The following is a 19,356-nucleotide window of genomic DNA, read 5'->3' as shown; positions in this document are numbered from 1 at the left end:
TTATTATCATGGAAGAATTAAATGCAACTGAAGCAAAACGTGAGTTTGGTGAATTACTTATCAAAGTGCAAACAGAACCTATCAGCATTAGTAGACATGGCAAGCCTATAGCTGTAATAGTTTCTGATAAAGAGTTTCATGAATTAGAATCTTTTAAAGAACAAGTATTAAAACTTGCAATTTCTGAAGGATTAGATGACTTAGCAAAAAATAAAATACACTCTCATAAGGTTGTTTTTGATAACTTAAAAATAAAGCTTAATGGTTCAGTGTAAATTTACAAATAGTGCGAAACGTGATCTTGAAGATATTACAGATTATACACTAAAACATTGGGGAAGGCAGCAAACTATAAAATATTTAGATGAGATACATAACAAAGCTATTGCTTTAAGTCTTAATCCTAATATAGGTACTTTACGAAATGATATATATCCTACCTTATTGAGCTTCCCTACAAAAAAACATATATTGTATTATCTAAAACAAGAGTATGGTATTATCATAGTTAGAGTATTACACAAACATATGTACTATAAGCTTCATAACTTTCCAAACCTCAATAACCTCAAATAAAATCATTCCAAAAAATATGTCATATTTTTTACAGTATTATATATAATGCAACCTAATTTATTTTTGTTAAGTAAAAAACGTGAAAAAAAAGCTCTTTATTAAAACTTACGGATGTCAAATGAATGTATATGACTCCCTCAAGATGCAGGATTTGCTAGAGCCATTTGATTATCAGCCAACTGATTCTATGTACCAAGCTGATATGATTATTTTAAATACTTGTCATATTAGGGAGAAAGCTGCAGAAAAAATGTATTCCGAGCTTGGTCGCATCAAACAAATTAAAGATGATAGAAAATCAAAGGGAGAAGGTAATGTAATCGTTACTGTTGCTGGATGTGTTGCACAAGCTGAAGGTGATGAAATTTTTAGAAGAGCTAGTTATGTAGATATAGTAGTAGGACCACAATCTTACTACGATTTACCAGAGTTGATAGCAAAAATTGCTAGACATGAAAAACATGTAATTAAATTGGATTTTGTTGAAGAAGCTAAATTTGATAAGCTACCTGAACAGTCTAATATACAAGGAGTAAGTAGCCTTATTTCAGTTCAAGAAGGTTGTGACAAATTTTGTACTTTCTGTGTTGTACCTTATACTCGGGGTGCAGAATTCTCAAGGAGTCTAGAACAAATATACAGGGAAGTTATAAGGTCCGTTTCAAACGGAGCAAGAGAAGTAATCTTGCTAGGTCAAAATGTTAATGCTTATCATGGACAAACTATTGAAGGCAAAGAGTGTAGTTTAGCAGATATAATCAGTTATATAGCAGAAATACCAAATATTGAGCGTATTAGATACGTTACTTCTCATCCTATTGATATGACAGAAGATTTGATTCTGTTACATGGGTCTGAACCAAAATTAATGCCGTTTTTGCACTTGCCAGTACAGTCAGGTTCTAACAAAATTTTAAAATCAATGAATCGTAGGCATAACAGAGATTATTATTTCGATATTATTAATCGTTTGAGGAATGCAAGAAAAGATATAGTCTTTTCATCTGATTTTATTGTAGGATTCCCCGGGGAAACGGATGAAGACTTTGCTGACACTTTAGATCTAGTAAAGAAGGTTGGTTATGGTCAGTGTTATTCTTTTAAATATAGTCCAAGACCTGGTACACCTGCTGCGGTTAAAGAGCAAGTGCCTGAACATATCAAATCTAGGCGTTTAGCAATTTTACAGCAAGAAATATCTCGCCAACAATTATTGTTTAATGAAAGTTGTATTGGCAAAATAATGCCAGTATTGTTTGATCGTGACGGTAAATTGGACAATCAACTGATAGGGAAAACATGTTATATGCAGTCGGTGCATGTAATAAACCCTGCAAGAGATTTGTTTGGTCAGATTATCGATGTAAAAATTATCAATGCTGGGGCAAATAGTTTGAGCGGAGAAATGGTGCTGTAATCCAATTTACGCGAATTCGGGATAAGAAATAACTATTCTTATCCCGAATGGGGGTAGTCATCACAACGTAAACTGGGAGCTAAAAAATAAACAGGAAGGATGTTTTAGATGATGATATTATATAAAATAAAACTTTCACTTGAATAAATGTAAGAAACACACTATCAAAAATGCTCAAACTTTTATATATATTTTTTAAATTATTTACAATATTAGGGCTAATAGCACTTAGTGTGTGTATATATTTGTTGTATCATTACTCTAAGGATTTACCGGACTATTCTCAACTTGCCGATTATCATCCACCATCGGTAACAAGAGTATATGCCCAAAATGGGAAATTAATGGAGGAATATGCTTTGGAACGTAGAGTTTTTGTACCTATTAGTAGTGTACCACGCTCTCTTATAGAGGCGTTTATTTCAGCAGAAGATAAGAATTTTTTTGAACATCCAGGAGTTGATGTTATAAGTATAATCAGAGCAGCAATATTAAATATCTCTAATATCGTACACCGTCGTAGAGTGGAAGGAGGGTCAACTATTACCCAGCAAGTAGTTAAGAATTTTTTATTAAGCTCTGAGGTATCGATAGAACGTAAGATTAAAGAGGCGATTTTATCATATATGGTCTCAAAAACTTTTACTAAAGATCAAATTTTGGAGTTATATCTTAATCAAACATTTTTTGGTAGGGGAGCTTATGGAGTTGCCATGGCTGCTCAGAATTATTTTAATAAGTCTATTGAAGATTTAACTGTTGCCGAATCAGCTTTTATCGCTGGTCTACCAAAAGCACCATCAAATTTTAATCCGGAGAGAAATTATGCTAGGGTGAAAGATCGTAGAGATTATGTTATTATGAGAATGTTGGAAGATGGTTATATAACGCAAGAGACAGCAAAAGAAGCAGTAGATAGTCCTATTACTTTGCAAAAGCGGGATCGTAATGAAACCGTTACAGCCGGTTATTATGCTGCACAAGTACGGGAAGAAGTCATTAGTAAAATTGGCAGTAAAGAATATTTCTATACTGGAGGGTTAACGGTCATTACTTCACTTGATGCTGGTTATCAGCAAGCTGCAGAAAATGCTCTTAGGCAAGGCATAAGAGCATATGATAGGAAGCATGGTTTTAGAGGAGTCATAACTAATATTGATCTAAATAACTGGCAAGATAATTTAAATAAAGTAGCAAAGCCTCCAGCTATTTTAGAATATCAATTAGCTGTGGTATTAAATGTTGCAGATAATCAAGCGGAAATTGGTCTTTGTGACTTGAGTAAGTCAAAAATAGTTTTATCGGAAATGAAATGGGCAAAAAATGATCTTAAATCAGTAAAAACTCTTTTAAAGAAAGGTGACGTTGTAGTAGTCGAAAAAGTAAATGCTAATTACTATTTGCGGCAAATTCCTACTGTTAATGGTGCGATTATAGTGATGAATCCTACAACAGGTCAGGTACTTGCCAGCGTTGGTGGATATGATTTCACAGTTAGTAAATTTGATCGTGCTACTCAGGCACTGCGACAACCAGGGTCACTCAGTAAAACTTTTGTTTATCTTGCTGCTTTAGAAAACGCAATCCAGCCAAATAGAATTTTTGAAGATGGTCCAGTAGAGATTCCGCAAGGTCCTGGCATGCCAGTTTGGCGACCAAAAAATTATAAAGGGAATTTTCTAGGTTCAATTACTATGCGTATAGGGCTTGAGAAATCACGAAACCTTGTTACTGTTAGGGTAGCACAAGCTATAGGGCTAAGCAAAGTTGCTGAGATAATCAAGCGATTTGGTATTAATAATGAGCCGAAGAGATTTTACTCTATGGTGCTTGGTTCGCTCGAAACCACACTAGAAAAAATGACCAATGCTTATGCAATAATTGCTAATTCAGGAAAAAAAGTTACGCCGCATTTCGTAGAGCTAATTAAAGATCGTAATGGTAAAATAATTTATCGTAGAGATAATAGGGAATGTAAAAATTGTAATGTATCTGACTCCCAGCTTACTGATAACTTATCACCACCTATCATATCTCAACCAGATTGTCGAATGATTACCGATGAGGCAAGTGATTATCAGATTATCTCCTTTCTTACTGGAGCAGTTGAAAGAGGCACGGCAACAGCTGCAAAAAAACTTGGTAAGGTTGTAGCTGGTAAAAGTGGTACTACCAATGATAGTATGGATACTTGGTTTATTGGTTTTACTCCAAAAATAGTTGTCGGAACATATATTGGTTATGATACGCCAAAAACACTAGGAAGAACTGCAACAGGGTCAAGTGTTGCCTTGCCTATATTTATTGATTTTATGGAGAAGGCTTATTCTGATATTCCATCACTGGCATTTAAAGTACCAGAATCAATTAAATTGTTACCAATAGATCCAACAACTGGTAAAATTACTTCTGCTAGTAGTATTATGGAAGCATTCAAAATTCATGATATACCAGTATTAGATTATCAAGAAGAACACCAAGGTCAAGATAATGATGCTTTCCATAATATCCCTCCCGAAAAAGATCCTTCTCAGGAGATATATTAATCTCAAATATCATGAAAAGGTAATAGTTCAGGTTCATTTTTAAGATTTTTAATCTTTTCCGGTAAGCCTAAATAAGCGGCTATAGCTAAAAATAGCCCTAAATATTGTTTAGGGTTTACTAACATTGCTAGATCTTCATAAATACTTAAAGGTGGTACAGAAGAAAATTGCTTATATAATTCTACAATCTCAAAAGAAGGGTTATTTGCGAAGGCAGCTTTTAATATTTCAATGTTTTTATTATTCCAGCTAGAAGAGTTCATAGGTAGATAAAGATTTAATGCGGAGATATGTGAAGGTATAAGTTTAATAGCTGATTCTAAATAATGGATAGCATCTTTTGTCTCATTAGCTTCTAGCATATTTTTGGCAGCGTCAACATAATAATCAGCTATTTTGTTCTGTATAGACTCTAGTTTTTGTGTGTCAACTCTGTTAAGTTTGGATACCACAAAGATAAATTTTGTCCACAGAGAAAGTTTAGCATAACAATCAAGTAAAATTTCTAAAGTTTCACTATCAAATTCATTTAGGTTAAATGATCTAACAGCATAATTCTCAGCTGTTTCATACATATTATTTTGATAAAATATTTGTGCAAGTCTTTTAGTAACAAAGGCACTATAATGTTTAGATTGCTCTAATTCCTGAAAATATTGTATTCTTATTGAAGTATCTAATTCTGCTTCTGCTAAAAGTAAAGTATGAAATACCTTGTTTTCTTCGCTTAAACGGTAAGCTATTTTCTGACTAGTTGCTACTGACTTTGATTTTTCACCAGCAATATATTCTGCCATAGCCTTCATCAGTAGGTAATTATCAGTAGTGGCTCTTTTGGAAAAGAAAATATCTTTTAAATTAGCAGGTAGATCAATAATTAGAAATATTATTTTTAAAAAAATAGCACTAAGAAGTGTAAATAATATATATAAAATAATGAAAGTAAAAAAAGAAGTTTCTATATAATAATCATATAAATTTAAGGTCAACGTTGAGTCAAGCTGATTTAAGACAGAAAAGCCTAAATATAATAACAAAAATGTAATACAAATTATTAATAATCTTATCATTATTTTACTCTACAAATTTTTGCTGTAATTCTTCTGAATAAAAGAAATTAATAAAAAAATCTAGATTGCCTATTATTCTCAACTTTAGTTTTTCTTTATCTTTGGTAAAACTAGATTTCCTTTCAATCTTAATAAATTTCTCGATCCAACAATTTGCTTTTGGAAATATCTTGACTAAACCTAGACTATTATTAAGTAAATAATTTTCATTATAATTGTGTAGGTCTAGCAAAATATTTTTTATTTTTGTAGGTAACTCTACAGTTTCAATTTGACGAATTTGCTGTGTATAATCTTTATCTTGTAAAAAATTTATCACTAAAAGATTAATGCTAAGTAAATAAATGCTATAATTAGGGGGGGTCTTAGATGATTTGGGTTGGTGGTTTAATAAGACTTCTTCTTGATTCAAACTACTATCTTTTTGAAGTACAACATTTTCTGATATAGTAGCTGGTTTAGAAGTAGTTGGGTTGTCAGGTAGTTCAGTATCTACTTTTTTATTATTTAAAAAAGTCATGTAACCTATTGATATGGCAAATAACACAATTAGAATAATTGTAAGAATAATAGGATTATTACTACGAACTTTTATTATATTAGTTTCTGATTTTTGCATTATAAATTAATAACTCTAACATTTGTTGCGGCTGTCCATTATCACAATAAACCACATTTTTGGCAAAATATCTAATAATATTTGCTACTTTTTCACTTATAGTAATCACTAAACTATTATCTAGTAGTTTTAGCAAATTATTTTTTATTAATAATTCAATGAAAGTCTTAGTGCTGTTCTGTGAATATAGTAAAATAAAATTGATGCCCTTTTCAATCTCTGCTATTTGGTACAGCTGGGTCGCGTATTTTACCCGATAAATAATGTGTCTTTTTATTTTTTGAGGCAAATCTTGAGTAATTTCATTTGACGATAAATATATGGTTTGCTCATATATTTCTTGAGGGATGTTTTCTAGTAGGTCTTGAATATTTGTAGCAACATATCGTACTACAAAATTTCTTTGTTCTAGAATTAACTTTGATGAATTGCCAACTATCCATACGTTCTTTTGTTCTACCTCTTGATGCCCAGCAAGGATTCTAGCAGCAAATTTACTGGTGACAATTATATTAACATAATTATGCAAAATGGTGCTATTTAATGGCAAAGCTTGATATTCCACTAAAGGAGAACAGATATATTTAAAACTACAATTTTTCTCCAATTCTCTAATGGTTTCATTATTATCCTCTAAACTTCTAGTTAATAGCACCGATTTCATAAAGCTAGCTTATGGCATAATTCTTGATAATCTATGGCAAGTGGTTTAGGACCAATAATAGATAAAGTAGGTTTTGTAACAAATATTTTGTTAGCAATATTTATTATATCTTGTTTTGTTATATTCATAATATGTTCAATAGTTTGTTCAGTAGGTATATATTTGCCAAAAACAGCAAAATTCTTACCAATTTCTTCTGATTTATAAGAAGATTCTTCTTGAGCCATATAGATACTAGTTTTTAGTTGTACTTTAGCCCTATCAATTTCTGAGTCTTTGATGTCTGTAGAAACTTTTTTTATTTCATTAACTAATTGTTCTGTAAGGAATGGTAGTTTATCATGATTAGTGGAGGCATATATGCCAAAAATCCCACTATCATAGTAGGAGCTATTATAGCTACCAATTGAATAAACCAGTCCAAGTTTTTCCCTGATTTGTTGAAATAATCTCGATGACATACCATTGCCAAGTATTAGTGAAAGAACTTGCGTATGATATAATTGTTGTATGTTAAAATACGGCACACTCTCGAAACCTAGAACTAGAGTAGTTTGCTCAAGATCTTTGGTGATAAAGCTATGTCCCCCTGTATATCTAACTTTCTCAAAATGACTGTTTTGTTTATTTTTTAATGAACAAAATAATTTTTTGGCAAATTCTACAACTTGCTCATGGGAAATATTTCCTGCTACTGATAAGTAAATATTTTCGGCATTATAATGTTTGTCAACGTAATTACTAAAATGTTCTCTATCAAATTTAGCCAAACTGTCGTGAGTTCCTAGAATTGACCTGCCAAGTGCTTGATTCTCATAAGCACTACTGTAAAATTTCTCGTGGATAAGTTCATCAGGGTTATCTTGAACATGAGCAATTTCTTGTAGAATCACCTGATATTCTTTGGCTATTTCTTCCTTTGAAAAAACTGAATTTTGGATGATATCTGCCAGTATTTCTAAAGCTTTATAGCAGTTTTCATTCAATATTTTTGAATAATAAACAGTTTGTTCATGCGAGGTATATGCATTAAAATGTCCTCCTATCGAGTCAAATTCTTCAGCAATTTGCTTAGCAGTTCTAGTTGTTGTTCCCTTAAATGCCATATGTTCAAGAAAATGGGATATACCTATTTCTGAAGGTTGTTCATAGCGGCTACCTGCATTAACAATGACATTAATAGCTACAGAATTTACATTAGACATATTATAGGTAAGAATAGTTAGACCATTTTTAAGTTTGCTTGAATTAAAGTTCATTTTATCACTTATTTAGATTCCAATGACCTTAAAATAACTCTTTACAACTAGTTATGCAAGGAGTCATTTCCTATTAAAACAAAAGACTTACTGCATAAGTCAAAGATAGTTGAGTTGCTGATAACCATTGATTATACTTAACTTCTTTTTTATGCCAGTATATTCAAGTGCAATATGGTAATTATCAACTTCAGTAATTCTAATGCATTCATCTATATCATAGATATTGTCAGTATGTAACATTTCTGTACCCTTAGACACTTCTCTTCTTGCTTGTTCAATGGCTTGGCTTCTCGATTGTGCAACAACAAAAGTGATAAAATGATTTTCTCCAAAAAAGTTTCTCTTATAAGAACCAAGGTTAACAAAATATAAATGATTGGTACTAGATTGAGGTTTTATTTCCGTAATTTTAACATCAAAACCGTTAAGACTAGCTAGTATGAACCAAGAATCAACATGTAGAGATGTTTTTATACCACACCATTTGTTTTTAATTTTTTGGGAAATTTCAATATCAGATTTCCCGACTGCAAATACAACATCATGCATTTCTATATTGCAACCTTCAACTTTTCCTCCTAAATAGAAAACACATAACATAGGTGAGTCAAATACAAATTTTTGCAAATAAGGCATATAAAGTTCTTTTAATTTTTGGCTAATTCAATGATATATTTTTAATAGTTATTAGTTAGTTGTTAATATCATTATAGGTATGATACTAACAAGGAGTCTATTATTTTCTACATAAATTTCATATATTTGGTATAATAGCTAAGTTGCTTTGTAGCAACCTAAACTCAAACAACTAAAGATATTCTCGTGTTAAAAAAAATCAATTTCGCTAAAATGCATGGATTAGGTAATGATTTTGTGATTATCAATCAGCGTGATTTACCTAAAAATTGTGATTTGCAACAATTATCTCTAAAGATTGCCAATCGCCATACTGGTATTGGTTGTGATCAGTTTATTATTTATAATCAAAAAACCAATTACTATGAAATGGCTGTATATAACCAAAATGGCTCAAGTGCTAAATTGTGCGGTAATGCTTCAAGATGTCTTGCCAAGCTGATATATCTCGATTTTGGTATCAGAGAAATTACTTTAAAAATATATGGAAAAGAATTGTCTTGTAAGATACTAAGTGACAACGAGATCGAGGTAGATACTGGAATAGTTAGTTTCGAGGAAGATTGGATGCCTTCAACCGAAAGGATTTGGCCAATTATGGAACGTTATATGATTGACATCAAGGAGGTTATTTGTGCCGATATTGGTAATCCACATTTTGTTATTTTTAGTGATCTTGCTATTGAAGATAAAGAAATAATAGGAGAGAAATTACAGGAAAAAGAATTATTTGCTGATGGTGTTAACGTTAATTTTGCTTCAATCAAGGGTAATAAAATTTATTTATCGGTTTGGGAAAGAGGAGCAGGATTAACTCTTGCTTGTGGTAGTGGGGCATGTGCTAGCTTTGCTTCGGCAGTAAAGCTAGGCTTTATTACCTCTCCCTGCGAAGTGGTATTTCAGTTGGGTAGTCTACAAATGTCAAAGCAAGGGGAAAATATAATAATGGTTGGTTCTGCTGCTTTAGTGGCACGTGGAGAGTTTCTTTATGGCTAAATCACAAGAAGTTGTAACTTTTGGCTGCCGATTAAATATTTACGAAAGTGAAGTGATTAGAACTAACCTAGCTCTTTCTAGTTTAGAAAATGTCATAGTATTTAATACTTGTGCTGTCACTAAGGAAGCTGAAAAACAATCGCGTCAAGCAATTCGTAAAGCTAAGAAAAATAATCCTGATGTAAAAATTATTGTTACTGGTTGTGCTGCTCAGAATAACCCAGCTATTTTTGCTAATATGGTTGAGGTTGATAAAGTAATTGGTAATGAGGAAAAATTGATTGCTAGCAATTATCAATTTACCGAAGAAAAAGTGGCAGTAAATGATATAATGTCTGTTACTGAAACTGCTAATCACCTGGTGGCTAGTTTTGATGGCAAATCTCGTGCCTTTATTCAGGTGCAAAATGGTTGTAATCATCGTTGTACCTTCTGTATTATACCTTATGCTAGAGGAAATAGTCGGTCAGTACCAATGGGGGTAATAGTACAGCAGTTAAGGACATTAGTAGCCAATGGTTATAATGAAGTAGTATTTACCGGAGTTGACGTTACGGCATATGGATCAGATTTGCCAGGAACTCCAACTTTTGCTCAGATGATTAGAAGGATTATCGGGCTGGTTCCAGAACTAAAGAGGCTTAGATTATCGTCCATTGATGTAGCCGAGATCGATGATGATTTGTTCGAGCTGATGGCTTATGCTCCGCAAATCATGCCACATTTCCATATTAGTCTACAAGCTGGTGATGACATGATTCTTAAGCGTATGAAACGTCGCCATAATCGTCAGAATGTTATTGATTTTTGTCATAAATTACGTAATGTAAGAGCAAATGTGTCATTTGGGGCAGATATTATAGCTGGTTTCCCAACGGAAAATGAGACAATGTTTGAGAATACAAGAAAACTTATCTCTGAGGCGGATTTGCAATATTTACATGTTTTCCCGTATTCTGAACGTGACGAAACTCCAGCTGCCAGAATGCCGCAAGTAGCAAAATCCGTTAGAAAAGCCAGAGCAGAAATTTTAAGGGTAACAGGGGAGCAACAATTACAGCAATTCTTCCAAAGAAGTATAGGGCATGAAGTGGAATTACTTGTAGAACAAAATAACATGGCTCATACAGAAAATTTTATTCCGGTAAAGTTTGAAGGTAATTTTGACGTAGGACAAATTGTTAAGGCTCGGCTAGTTGCTATAGAGGGTAATCACATGATTTCAGAAATTTTGGTATGAACAAGTTTAAAAATATTGCTGTTTATGGTGGTGGTAGTTGGGGAACTGCACTAGCTTGCCAGGTGGCAAGATGTTACGATAATGCTCCCATATTTTTACGTGATAATAATATTGTTGAAGAAATAAAAAATAGTAAAACCAATAGCAAATATTTGGGTAGCGATGTTACATTACCAAGTAATATAGTGCCTTATAGTGAGTTGGCAGCTATTTTAGATCAAGAAGTAATAATTATTGCTGTGCCATCTTTTGCTTTTCATGATACTCTGAATATATTAAAAGATACTGGGATATCTAAGGATATGGCGTTATTAGTTGCAACTAAGGGCTTTTCTAGATATCCTACAGAACTACTATCCGATAAAGTAAAAAAGATATTACCAAATAATCCATTGGCGTTTATCGCTGGACCTAACCTAGCTAAAGAAGTTGCCCAAAATTTATTAAGTTCGGTAACTATTGCTTCTGTAGACATTGACCTTGCAAGAAGATTGGCAATTAGTTTGATATCACAGCAATTTAAGGTTACCATAACTGACTATGTGGTAGTAATGCAAGTGGCATCAGCTGTTAAAAATATTATAGCAATAAAGAGTGGTTGGTATGATGCAAAAGGTTATGGACAGAATGCGAAAGCAGCTCTGATAACAGGGGCGATTCAAGAAATAAAAATTTTATCTGAGGCAATTGATGGAGAATTAGGGGATAGCTCTATTTTATATGCTCCAGGCGTATTAGGGGATTTGGTGCTAACTTGTTACTCTAAAGAGTCGCGAAATAGTAGATTTGGTTATGAATTAGGGAAGCACTTAGATGTTAATAAATTTTTAAATGAAAATTTATACTTAGTGGAGGGTCGAGAATCTGCTAAACTGGTATTGGATCTCATAAGAAAATATGATCTAACATTACCGATTATTTCATCAGTAATTAAAGAACTGAAATTAGTATGAAGTTTTTTGGCAATTTATCACAAATGTTATCACCAATATTTGGTAAAATAATATTATTAGAATTCTGTTTGTTATTATTAATTTTTCCGTTAGAAAATTTTAGAATTAATGGAGAATCTATTATTTTCTCAGCTTTTGAAGTTAGTTTACTCTACTATTTTTCCACATTTTATCATATTGGTTTTTGGCTAATATTTTTAGCAGGAATAATTTTTGACCAATTATATTCTATGCCAATTGGTACAAATTCTTTGGTTCTGATAATTGCTCACATAATTTTAGAATTCACAGGAAAATTTTTTGTACTTAGAAGTTATTTAACAAATTTTATCGTCTTTTGTTTCTATTATTTCTTTATATTACATTTTAGATATTTGCTGATTTTAAGCAAAGGCTTATCTTCGGAGGGGTATTTTATGATATTAATGCAGTATCTAACTACTATATTCTCATATAATTTGCTACGAATTCCACTTGATAAAGCATTAGAATATTTTAGAAAACATGCTAAATAGTAAAATATTATATAGCCAGTTAATATCAAGAAGGGCTTTTCTCATAGGTTCAGGAAAACTGACATTGCTTTCGTTATTGGCTGGAAGAATGTTTTTTATGGAGTTGCTTGAAAATGATAAATATCGTACTTTATCTGATAAAAATCGTATAAGTTTTATTCTAATTCCACCTTTTAGAGGGCAAATTTATGATATCAACGGTAACATTATGGCTACAAACCAAACTTGTTTTAGGTTGTTACTTGACATACATAATGGCAATGATTACAAAAACGAATTAGCTCTAGTTGCCAATATCCTAGAATTATCCGAAGAAGAACAAAATTACATTAAGCAAAAAATAAAAAAAGCCAATAAACATATTCCTTTGGTTATACTAGATAATCTTAGCTGGCAACAAATGTCACTTATTGAAGAACAAAAGTTAAATTTAAGTTCTATTTTTGTAGATGCTAGTTATTCAAGATTTTACCATTTTTCAGAATCGACTTGTCATGTGATAGGGTACACTGGACAGATTAATGAGCAAGAAAAACAAGATTTACAAATTAACAATTTAGGGGATTTTAATATTGGAAAATTTGGTGTAGAAAAATATTATGAAGACAAGTTACGTGGAAAATTTGGTTATAAGCAGATAGAAGTAAATGCCTTGGGTAAACAAGTAAGAGAAATCACCAATATTCAAAGCCAGCAAGGTGAGGACTTACATCTAAATATTGACGTGGAACTACAACAAAGAGTGCAGCCATACTTAAATAAACAAGGTTGCTCTGCAATAGTTATCGATACCAATAATGGTAATGTGCTAGTGCTGGCTATGTCACCAGTATTTGAGGCTAATAATTTTATAAAATTATCCCAAGATTACTGGCAAAGTTTAGTCAATGATCCCTATAAGCCGTTGATTAATAAGACCATACAAAGTACTTACCCACCTGGATCTATTTTTAAAATTATTACAATTTTAGCTGGATTAGAGAATGGCATTAAACCGACTAAAACTGTTAATTGTACTGGTGCTTCAGTATTAGGTAATAATAGTGCTAGATGTTGGAATCGTCATGGTCATGGCATCGTTGATATGTATAATGCTATCAAATATTCTTGTAATTCTTATATGTATGAAATAGCTCGCTTGATAGGTCATAAAAGAATATTAGATATGGCAAGAAATTTTGGTTTTGGTACAAAAACTGGCATTGATTTAACCGGAGAAGCATCAGGTTTTGTTCCTTCAGAAGAGTGGAAAATGAAAAAATTTAACTCTAAATGGACGATTGGTGATACTCTTAATTTATCGATAGGGCAAGGGTTCTTATCAGCTACTCCAATCCAGCTAGCTAGATTTGTAACAGCAATTGCCAGTAATGGGAAATTGTATAATCCTAAAATTGCTAAAGATATATCAGTAAAAGATGGGTCAGTATTCGATCAGATTAATATAAATCAACAATATCTAGATATTTTAAAAGAAGGCATGTATAGAGCAGTTAATACGCAAGGTGGGACTGCCTATTATAGTAGAATTTTGACAGAAGGGCATCAATTAGCTGGTAAAACAGGTACGGCACAAGTGCAATCAAAGGCTAATATCAATGATGATTTAAATAGAGAGTCAATTGCTTGGGAAAGGCGTAACCACGCTATATTCGCTGGGTTTGCTCCTTACCTACAACCTCGTTACTCTGTTTTAGTGTTTGTAGATCATGGTGGAGGTGGAGGCAGGGCAGCAGCCCCTATAGCTAGTAAGATTATGGCTATGGTACTTGATAAATATAATTGAATATTTTTTACTATTCGTACTTAGTGCTAGCGATTTTATAGTATATATTAGCATTTATATAAAAACTTAGAAACTTGCAATATGACAGACCCAATTTTTAAACAATTTGTAATTATTTTACCTGAGATAATGCTGACCTTACTAGCTTTGTTTACTCAGACATATGCAGTGTTATTTAGTACAAAAACTAAAACCATTAGCAATACTCAGATATTACTATCGGCAATATTACTTATTGTCGCTTTTCAACAGTTGCAGTATCTTGCTTTACAAGGTTCAGGTAATGGTATAATAGCTTTTCGTAATTCTTTTGTCGTTAATCATTTTACTGTTGGTTTTAAATTCTTTGTTTTATTATTTTCAATAATGACTATGATGATTTATCAGGCATATTGTAAAATCACTAAGGAGGAGTTTAAAACAGAATTTATAACCTTAGTGCTACTTTCTACTGTTGGTGTTTTTATTACTATATCAGCCCGTAATTTTTTACTTTTATTTGTTGCTATGGAGTTACAGGCACTGGTAGCCTATGTATTAGCTGGCTTTAATCTGAATAATATTAAAGCATCAGAAGGAGCGTTAAAATATTTTATTCTTGGGTCTTTGATTAGCTGCCTAACGTTATTTGGCATTTCCTTTATTTATGGATTTGGCGGTAGTTTAGATTATAGTAATATTTTTCAGAAATTGAATCATTCACCGCAGCCAAATATTGGTTTAATAGTGGGTTTAGTGCTTTTTTTAAGTGGTATCTTATTTAAATTATCAGCTGCTCCTTTGCATAGTTGGACGTTAGATGTATATGAAGGGTCTCCCATTCCTTCAATTACCTATTTCTCTGCTGCCACAAAAATTGGTAATGTGGTGGTATTATTAAATATAATGACTATGGTAATTGGAGATTATAAGCAAATTTCAGTTGATCTAATAAAAATCACTGCGATTTTATCCATGCTTATTGGGGCAGCTGGTGCTATTAGACAAACCTCCCTCAAAAGGCTAATGGGTTACAGCACTATTCTAAATATAGGCTATGTTTTAATGGCTATTTCTTTTCATACTCCTTACGGTGATAGAGTAGCATTACTATATATGGTTATTTATGCTGCTTCTGTCACTGGCTTTTTTGCTTGCCTAATTACTCTGCTAGGTAAAAAATCAGATTCAGCAACTTTTGATGATATTAAAGGTCTTGCTTCTACCCGTAAAGCGTTAGCTGCTGGGATTGCGATTATCATGTTCTCTATGATAGGCATTCCACCACTGGCAGGATTTCTTGCGAAATACAGCGTTTTCTATCAGGCTATTATAGAGAAACAATTTACTCTAGCATTTATAGCTATTGGCACAAGTGTTGTAGCGGCTTATTATTACCTGAAAATAGTTAAGTTTATGTATTTTTTTGAGGCGGATAAAAGTTTGAAACGAGAAAGTTTGAAACTAGTTTTAGTACCAACACCTAAGAGCTTAAAATTTATATGCTATTTGATTATTGGAGTTTTATTGCTTCTGTGTGTTTTTATCCAACCACTTGCTGATACTATGGATGGTTTATAGCTATGTCATGGCAGGAAAAATATAATCTACTAATTTTTGATGAGATAGATAGTACCAGTTCTGAAGCTATTAGGATGGCTAAGGATTGTCCTGATAAAAATTATGTAATATTGGCAAAAAATCAGACAAAATCGCGTGGAAGAAATAGTAGAATTTGGCATTCTAGTCTAGGGAATTTGCATGTTAGTATATTATTAAATCATAAGATTAATCTTAGCTATATTCCACAATTATCTTTTGTTATGGCTATTGTTGTTTATAAAACTATCAATTCTTTGTCCGCTAGATCAGAAAATTCTATTAAATTAAAATGGCCTAATGATATTTTGATAAATGACAAGAAAGTATCTGGTATATTGCTTGAATCTATTAGTATCAATAACAATAATTATCTTATTATAGGTATTGGTATTAATATCAAGAAAAGTCCTGTAAATATTGAACAATTTGCAACTAATCTATTCGATGAGGGGATAGAAATAAAAGATATAGAATATTTATTAGATATATTGATGATTAATTTTGAAAAATGTTTCAGTAGATGGAAGGAACAAGGGTTTAGCAAAATAAGACAATATTGGCTTAAACATGCTTATAAATTAGGTGAGATGGTTAGCGTAAATGATGGAAACACAAAAATCTCAGGAATTTTTAAAGATATAGATGAATATGGTGGTATAAGAATTCAACTTGATGATGGAAAGGTAGTTACCTTACTTAGCCCTGAGATATCGTAGATTCTTACTTACACAGTAACATTAAGTTGTTGATAAAATTTGATAGCTTTGTTTAAATCTTCTACTGTATCAACAGAGATAGGAATATTGTTAACATAACATACCCCTATGGACATGTTATTTTGTAATGCTCTTAGTTGTTCAAGTTTTTCGCTTAATTCTAAAGTTGAAACAGGTAAGTTTATGAATTTAGTTAATGCTTCTTTGCGAAACCCATACATTCCTACATGATATAGAAATTCTTCTGCACCGTGTGGAATGAGATTACGAGAGAAATACAAAGCCTTATCATTATGGTCAGTAATAACTTTGACATTACTATGACCATTTACGGCGTCTATACCGACTTTTACTACTGGGGTCATAATATCATGGCTACTAGATTTTAGGTTTTCAATAACTTTAATAATTGATTCCGGTTCAACAAAAGGCATATCACCCTGTACATTCAAGATATAGTTAATATGGTGATTATTAGGGATTAGCTGAAACGCTTCGTATACACGTTCGGTACCAGTTTGACATTCTTGGCTTGTCATAATGAATTGTCCACCACAATCAGTAACTTTTTTAGCTATAATTTCTGAATCAGTTGCCACATAAATATTTTTTAGTTTGGTTGAATATACTTGCCTAATAACATGCTCGATTATTGATATTCCTCCTATAAGTTGTAGAGGTTTTTTGGGAAGTCTTACTGAATCAAGTCTTGAAGGAATAATAATTGCAACATCAGAGTGCATAAACTACCATATTAAAGATATTTATCAAAATAATTGTTGACATGATACGCTTTTTAAACGATAAAGTAAAGCTTATTAGACAGGTTCTTGAGAGACAATTTGTCTTTAAGTAGTATACTGCTCGTAAATGAAGAGTTGGTAGACGAAGGTCAACTTCAAGAAGAGCTAGGCAGTGTCAAAGTCGAGCTGCTAGGCGTACATTAGTACGTGAGCAGCTTCGATCTTTGGTCGCGGGAACGCCAATTCTTGAAGTTCACCGAGTATATTGTTTAGGGCTCGTAGCTCAGCAGGTAGAGCACTTGACTTTTAATCAGGTTGTCCCGGGTTCGAATCCCGGCGAGCCCACCACTTTAGGGTACTTAAAACCATAAACATATTTGCGTATGTTGGGTTTATAATCCTAAGTGAAGCCAGCTAAAAAAGTATATCTGATGCATGACACTGCTAACACTTGAAATGCTAAGGGTATTAATGGGTTTGTAGCTCAGCTGGTTAGAGCACACGCCTGATAAGCGTGAGGTCGGAAGTTCAAGTCTTCTCAAACCCACCATTCGTAAGTATTCTTTATGAATCTTGAGAATATAATTCCACAATTAAGCCGTAATAAGTTAGCTATTTACTGGCTTGGAAATGGTATATTTTCGCTTGCTCTTGCTGGGGTGTATTCAATAATATTGGTAATGCTTCGCACTCCAATGTTAGTTAACCTATTCCCCAATACAGAAATCTTTAAATCAGCTTTGGTTATTCATGTTAATTTATCAATCTTAGTTTGGTTGATGTTAGTTACAGCATGTGTTTGGAGCTATAATCTAGAGGCAACGACTCCCAGCATAACATGTGTAATAATAGCATTTATTTCTACTGCACTAATAGCTTTATCACCATTCTGTGGTCAAAATTTTCCTGTAATGAATAATTACATACCAATGCTGGAGAATATAATGTTTATTCTCGGAATTAGTTTATTTGGTGTATCTGTATTGTTATTTGCCTTATATACATTATGGAACTGTTGCAAAATATCTTACTTTAACTCCCTCATTAATTTTACTATCCTTTCTACCGTAATAATGTGGGTGTTAGTATGGGTATGTTTTATTTGGTCTTATTACCAATTACAAGAAATTATTAAACTTGTACCAGTCGATATAGAATTTTACTATGAATTGCTTTTTTGGAGTGGTGGGCATTTATTACAGTTTATTTACACGCAAATTTTGATATTAGTAATGATAGTGTTATTCCATGCTTGGATAGGTAAGGAATTAAGATTTAAAAAGCTGTACCTTGCACTATTATATTTAAATTTTGTTATAAGTGTTGCAGCTATTAGTGGACATTTATTATATGATATTATAGATGCTGAATTCAAAGAATACTACACTAAACAAATGAAATATGGTGGTGGGATAGCAGCAACTTTGTCTTTGATAATAATGTTTTATGAGCTAGTTACAGCTAATTTGAATAACATTACTTCGTCATTGCGAGGAAGCGTAAGCCAACGAAGCAATCCATTTCTAATCACTTTTATAGATTGCTTCGTTGCTACTAAAGTAGCTCCTCGCAATGACACTAGTTTGCTACGAGTAAATAGTAATCAGGTTAGCTATATAAAGATGAGCATAATTTGTTCTAGCATATTATTTCTGTTTGGAGGATTTATTGGTATATTAATTACAGGTATGAATGTTACTATTCCTGCACACTATCATGGTTCAATTGTTGGGATTAGTGTAGCTTGTATGGGTTTCTGCTTTCTTCTATGTGACGATAAACAGCAGAAGAACTCATATTTTACAACAGCAATTATAACGATAACTACAGGGCAGATGTTACATATTATAGCTCTGCTCTTTGCTGGTGGGTACGGGGTGATGCGAAAAACACCTTGGGTAGAAATGACTATTGGCAGTAAATTATTAATGGGTATAATGGGTGGTGGTGGGCTGATTGCTATTGTTGGTGGCTTGATGTTTGTTATTATTTGTGGTAGAAGAATCTTGTTTAAGTAATTGGAATAAAAATAATGG

Annotated in this window: 18 protein-coding genes and 2 tRNA genes; 14 read left to right on the top strand and 6 right to left on the bottom strand. The window is 32.5% G+C overall.

Translation table 11 applies throughout. The annotated features are described in order from the left end of the window. Positions 1 to 8: 8 nt before the first annotated feature. The 4 genes from AAGD36_RS04925 (at position 9) to AAGD36_RS04910 (ending at position 4,539) form a co-directional block, all read left to right on the top strand. The gene (locus tag AAGD36_RS04925; RefSeq protein WP_341748005.1) at positions 9 to 275 is read left to right on the top strand and encodes a type II toxin-antitoxin system Phd/YefM family antitoxin; all 267 of its coding nucleotides are present in this window, start codon (positions 9 to 11) and stop codon (positions 273 to 275) included. Beyond that, positions 262 to 576: a type II toxin-antitoxin system RelE/ParE family toxin gene (locus AAGD36_RS04920; protein ID WP_341755171.1), complete on the top strand. Its 315-nt coding sequence runs from the start codon at positions 262 to 264 to the stop codon at positions 574 to 576. The genes AAGD36_RS04925 and AAGD36_RS04920 overlap by 14 nt, the downstream gene beginning before the upstream one ends. 79 nt (positions 577 to 655) lie before the next feature. Continuing rightward, complete coding sequence (gene miaB / locus AAGD36_RS04915) at positions 656 to 1,993, top strand: tRNA (N6-isopentenyl adenosine(37)-C2)-methylthiotransferase MiaB (protein ID WP_341755170.1); 1,338 nt, start codon at positions 656 to 658, stop codon at positions 1,991 to 1,993. A gap of 170 nt (positions 1,994 to 2,163) precedes the next feature. After that, positions 2,164 to 4,539, top strand: a complete 2,376-nt coding sequence (locus AAGD36_RS04910; protein WP_341755169.1) for a penicillin-binding protein 1A — start codon at positions 2,164 to 2,166, stop codon at positions 4,537 to 4,539. 2 nt (positions 4,540 to 4,541) lie between these two features. Here the strand turns inward: AAGD36_RS04910 and AAGD36_RS04905 are convergent, their stop codons facing one another. From AAGD36_RS04905 to AAGD36_RS04885, 5 genes are all read right to left on the bottom strand, one after another. Beyond that, positions 4,542 to 5,609 (bottom strand): tetratricopeptide repeat protein, encoded by a 1,068-nt coding sequence (locus AAGD36_RS04905; RefSeq protein WP_341755168.1) that lies wholly within the window; start codon positions 5,607 to 5,609, stop codon positions 4,542 to 4,544. A gap of 4 nt (positions 5,610 to 5,613) precedes the next feature. After that, complete coding sequence (locus AAGD36_RS04900) at positions 5,614 to 6,228, bottom strand: hypothetical protein (RefSeq protein ID WP_341755167.1); 615 nt, start codon at positions 6,226 to 6,228, stop codon at positions 5,614 to 5,616. After that, complete coding sequence (locus AAGD36_RS04895) at positions 6,209 to 6,892, bottom strand: uroporphyrinogen-III synthase (RefSeq protein ID WP_341748000.1); 684 nt, start codon at positions 6,890 to 6,892, stop codon at positions 6,209 to 6,211. Before AAGD36_RS04895 ends, AAGD36_RS04900 begins: the two co-directional genes overlap by 20 nt. Beyond that, positions 6,889 to 8,151: a pitrilysin family protein gene (locus AAGD36_RS04890; protein ID WP_341755166.1), complete on the bottom strand. Its 1,263-nt coding sequence runs from the start codon at positions 8,149 to 8,151 to the stop codon at positions 6,889 to 6,891. Before AAGD36_RS04890 ends, AAGD36_RS04895 begins: the two co-directional genes overlap by 4 nt. Positions 8,152 to 8,250: 99 nt before the next feature. After that, a complete protein-coding gene (locus tag AAGD36_RS04885) occupies positions 8,251 to 8,790 on the bottom strand; it encodes a DUF1543 domain-containing protein (protein ID WP_341755165.1) in 540 nt (179 codons plus the stop codon). 186 nt (positions 8,791 to 8,976) lie between these two features. Between AAGD36_RS04885 and dapF the strand changes: the two genes are divergently transcribed. The 7 genes from dapF to AAGD36_RS04850 all read left to right on the top strand — a co-directional run bounded on the left by dapF (position 8,977) and on the right by AAGD36_RS04850 (position 16,577). Next, complete coding sequence (dapF, locus tag AAGD36_RS04880) at positions 8,977 to 9,786, top strand: diaminopimelate epimerase (protein WP_341755164.1); 810 nt, start codon at positions 8,977 to 8,979, stop codon at positions 9,784 to 9,786. Continuing rightward, positions 9,779 to 11,026 (top strand): tRNA (N(6)-L-threonylcarbamoyladenosine(37)-C(2))-methylthiotransferase MtaB, encoded by a 1,248-nt coding sequence (mtaB, locus tag AAGD36_RS04875; RefSeq protein WP_410521231.1) that lies wholly within the window; start codon positions 9,779 to 9,781, stop codon positions 11,024 to 11,026. Before dapF ends, mtaB begins: the two co-directional genes overlap by 8 nt. Continuing rightward, positions 11,023 to 11,979, top strand: a complete 957-nt coding sequence (locus AAGD36_RS04870) for an NAD(P)H-dependent glycerol-3-phosphate dehydrogenase (RefSeq protein ID WP_341755162.1) — start codon at positions 11,023 to 11,025, stop codon at positions 11,977 to 11,979. The genes mtaB and AAGD36_RS04870 overlap by 4 nt, the downstream gene beginning before the upstream one ends. Further along, positions 11,976 to 12,494, top strand: a complete 519-nt coding sequence (locus tag AAGD36_RS04865; protein ID WP_341755161.1) for a hypothetical protein — start codon at positions 11,976 to 11,978, stop codon at positions 12,492 to 12,494. Before AAGD36_RS04870 ends, AAGD36_RS04865 begins: the two co-directional genes overlap by 4 nt. Further along, complete coding sequence (mrdA, locus tag AAGD36_RS04860) at positions 12,484 to 14,280, top strand: penicillin-binding protein 2 (protein ID WP_341755160.1); 1,797 nt, start codon at positions 12,484 to 12,486, stop codon at positions 14,278 to 14,280. The genes AAGD36_RS04865 and mrdA overlap by 11 nt, the downstream gene beginning before the upstream one ends. Before the next feature lie 81 nt (positions 14,281 to 14,361). Continuing rightward, on the top strand, positions 14,362 to 15,840 hold the full coding sequence (gene nuoN / locus AAGD36_RS04855; protein ID WP_410521230.1) for an NADH-quinone oxidoreductase subunit NuoN: 1,479 nt from the start codon (positions 14,362 to 14,364) through the stop codon (positions 15,838 to 15,840). Positions 15,841 to 15,842: 2 nt separating this feature from the next. Further along, the gene (locus tag AAGD36_RS04850; protein WP_341755159.1) at positions 15,843 to 16,577 is read left to right on the top strand and encodes a biotin--[acetyl-CoA-carboxylase] ligase; all 735 of its coding nucleotides are present in this window, start codon (positions 15,843 to 15,845) and stop codon (positions 16,575 to 16,577) included. A gap of 8 nt (positions 16,578 to 16,585) precedes the next feature. Here the strand turns inward: AAGD36_RS04850 and AAGD36_RS04845 are convergent, their stop codons facing one another. Next, positions 16,586 to 17,320: a 3-deoxy-manno-octulosonate cytidylyltransferase gene (locus AAGD36_RS04845; RefSeq protein WP_341755158.1), complete on the bottom strand. Its 735-nt coding sequence runs from the start codon at positions 17,318 to 17,320 to the stop codon at positions 16,586 to 16,588. A 272-nt stretch (positions 17,321 to 17,592) separates the two neighbouring features. Between AAGD36_RS04845 and AAGD36_RS04840 the strand changes: the two genes are divergently transcribed. From AAGD36_RS04840 to AAGD36_RS04830, 3 genes are all read left to right on the top strand, one after another. After that, a tRNA-Lys gene (locus AAGD36_RS04840) sits at positions 17,593 to 17,668 on the top strand. 125 nt (positions 17,669 to 17,793) lie between these two features. After that, positions 17,794 to 17,870: transfer RNA gene (locus tag AAGD36_RS04835), tRNA-Ile, on the top strand. A gap of 16 nt (positions 17,871 to 17,886) precedes the next feature. Then, positions 17,887 to 19,338: a hypothetical protein gene (locus AAGD36_RS04830; protein WP_341755157.1), complete on the top strand. Its 1,452-nt coding sequence runs from the start codon at positions 17,887 to 17,889 to the stop codon at positions 19,336 to 19,338. Positions 19,339 to 19,356: the final 18 nt, after the last annotated feature.

It is taken from the genome of Candidatus Tisiphia endosymbiont of Ptychoptera albimana (genome assembly GCF_964026605.1).
Taxonomy (GTDB): domain Bacteria; phylum Pseudomonadota; class Alphaproteobacteria; order Rickettsiales; family Rickettsiaceae; genus Tisiphia.
Note: the sequence above shows the minus strand (reverse complement) of the source record. Positions and strands in the feature narration are given on the sequence as shown.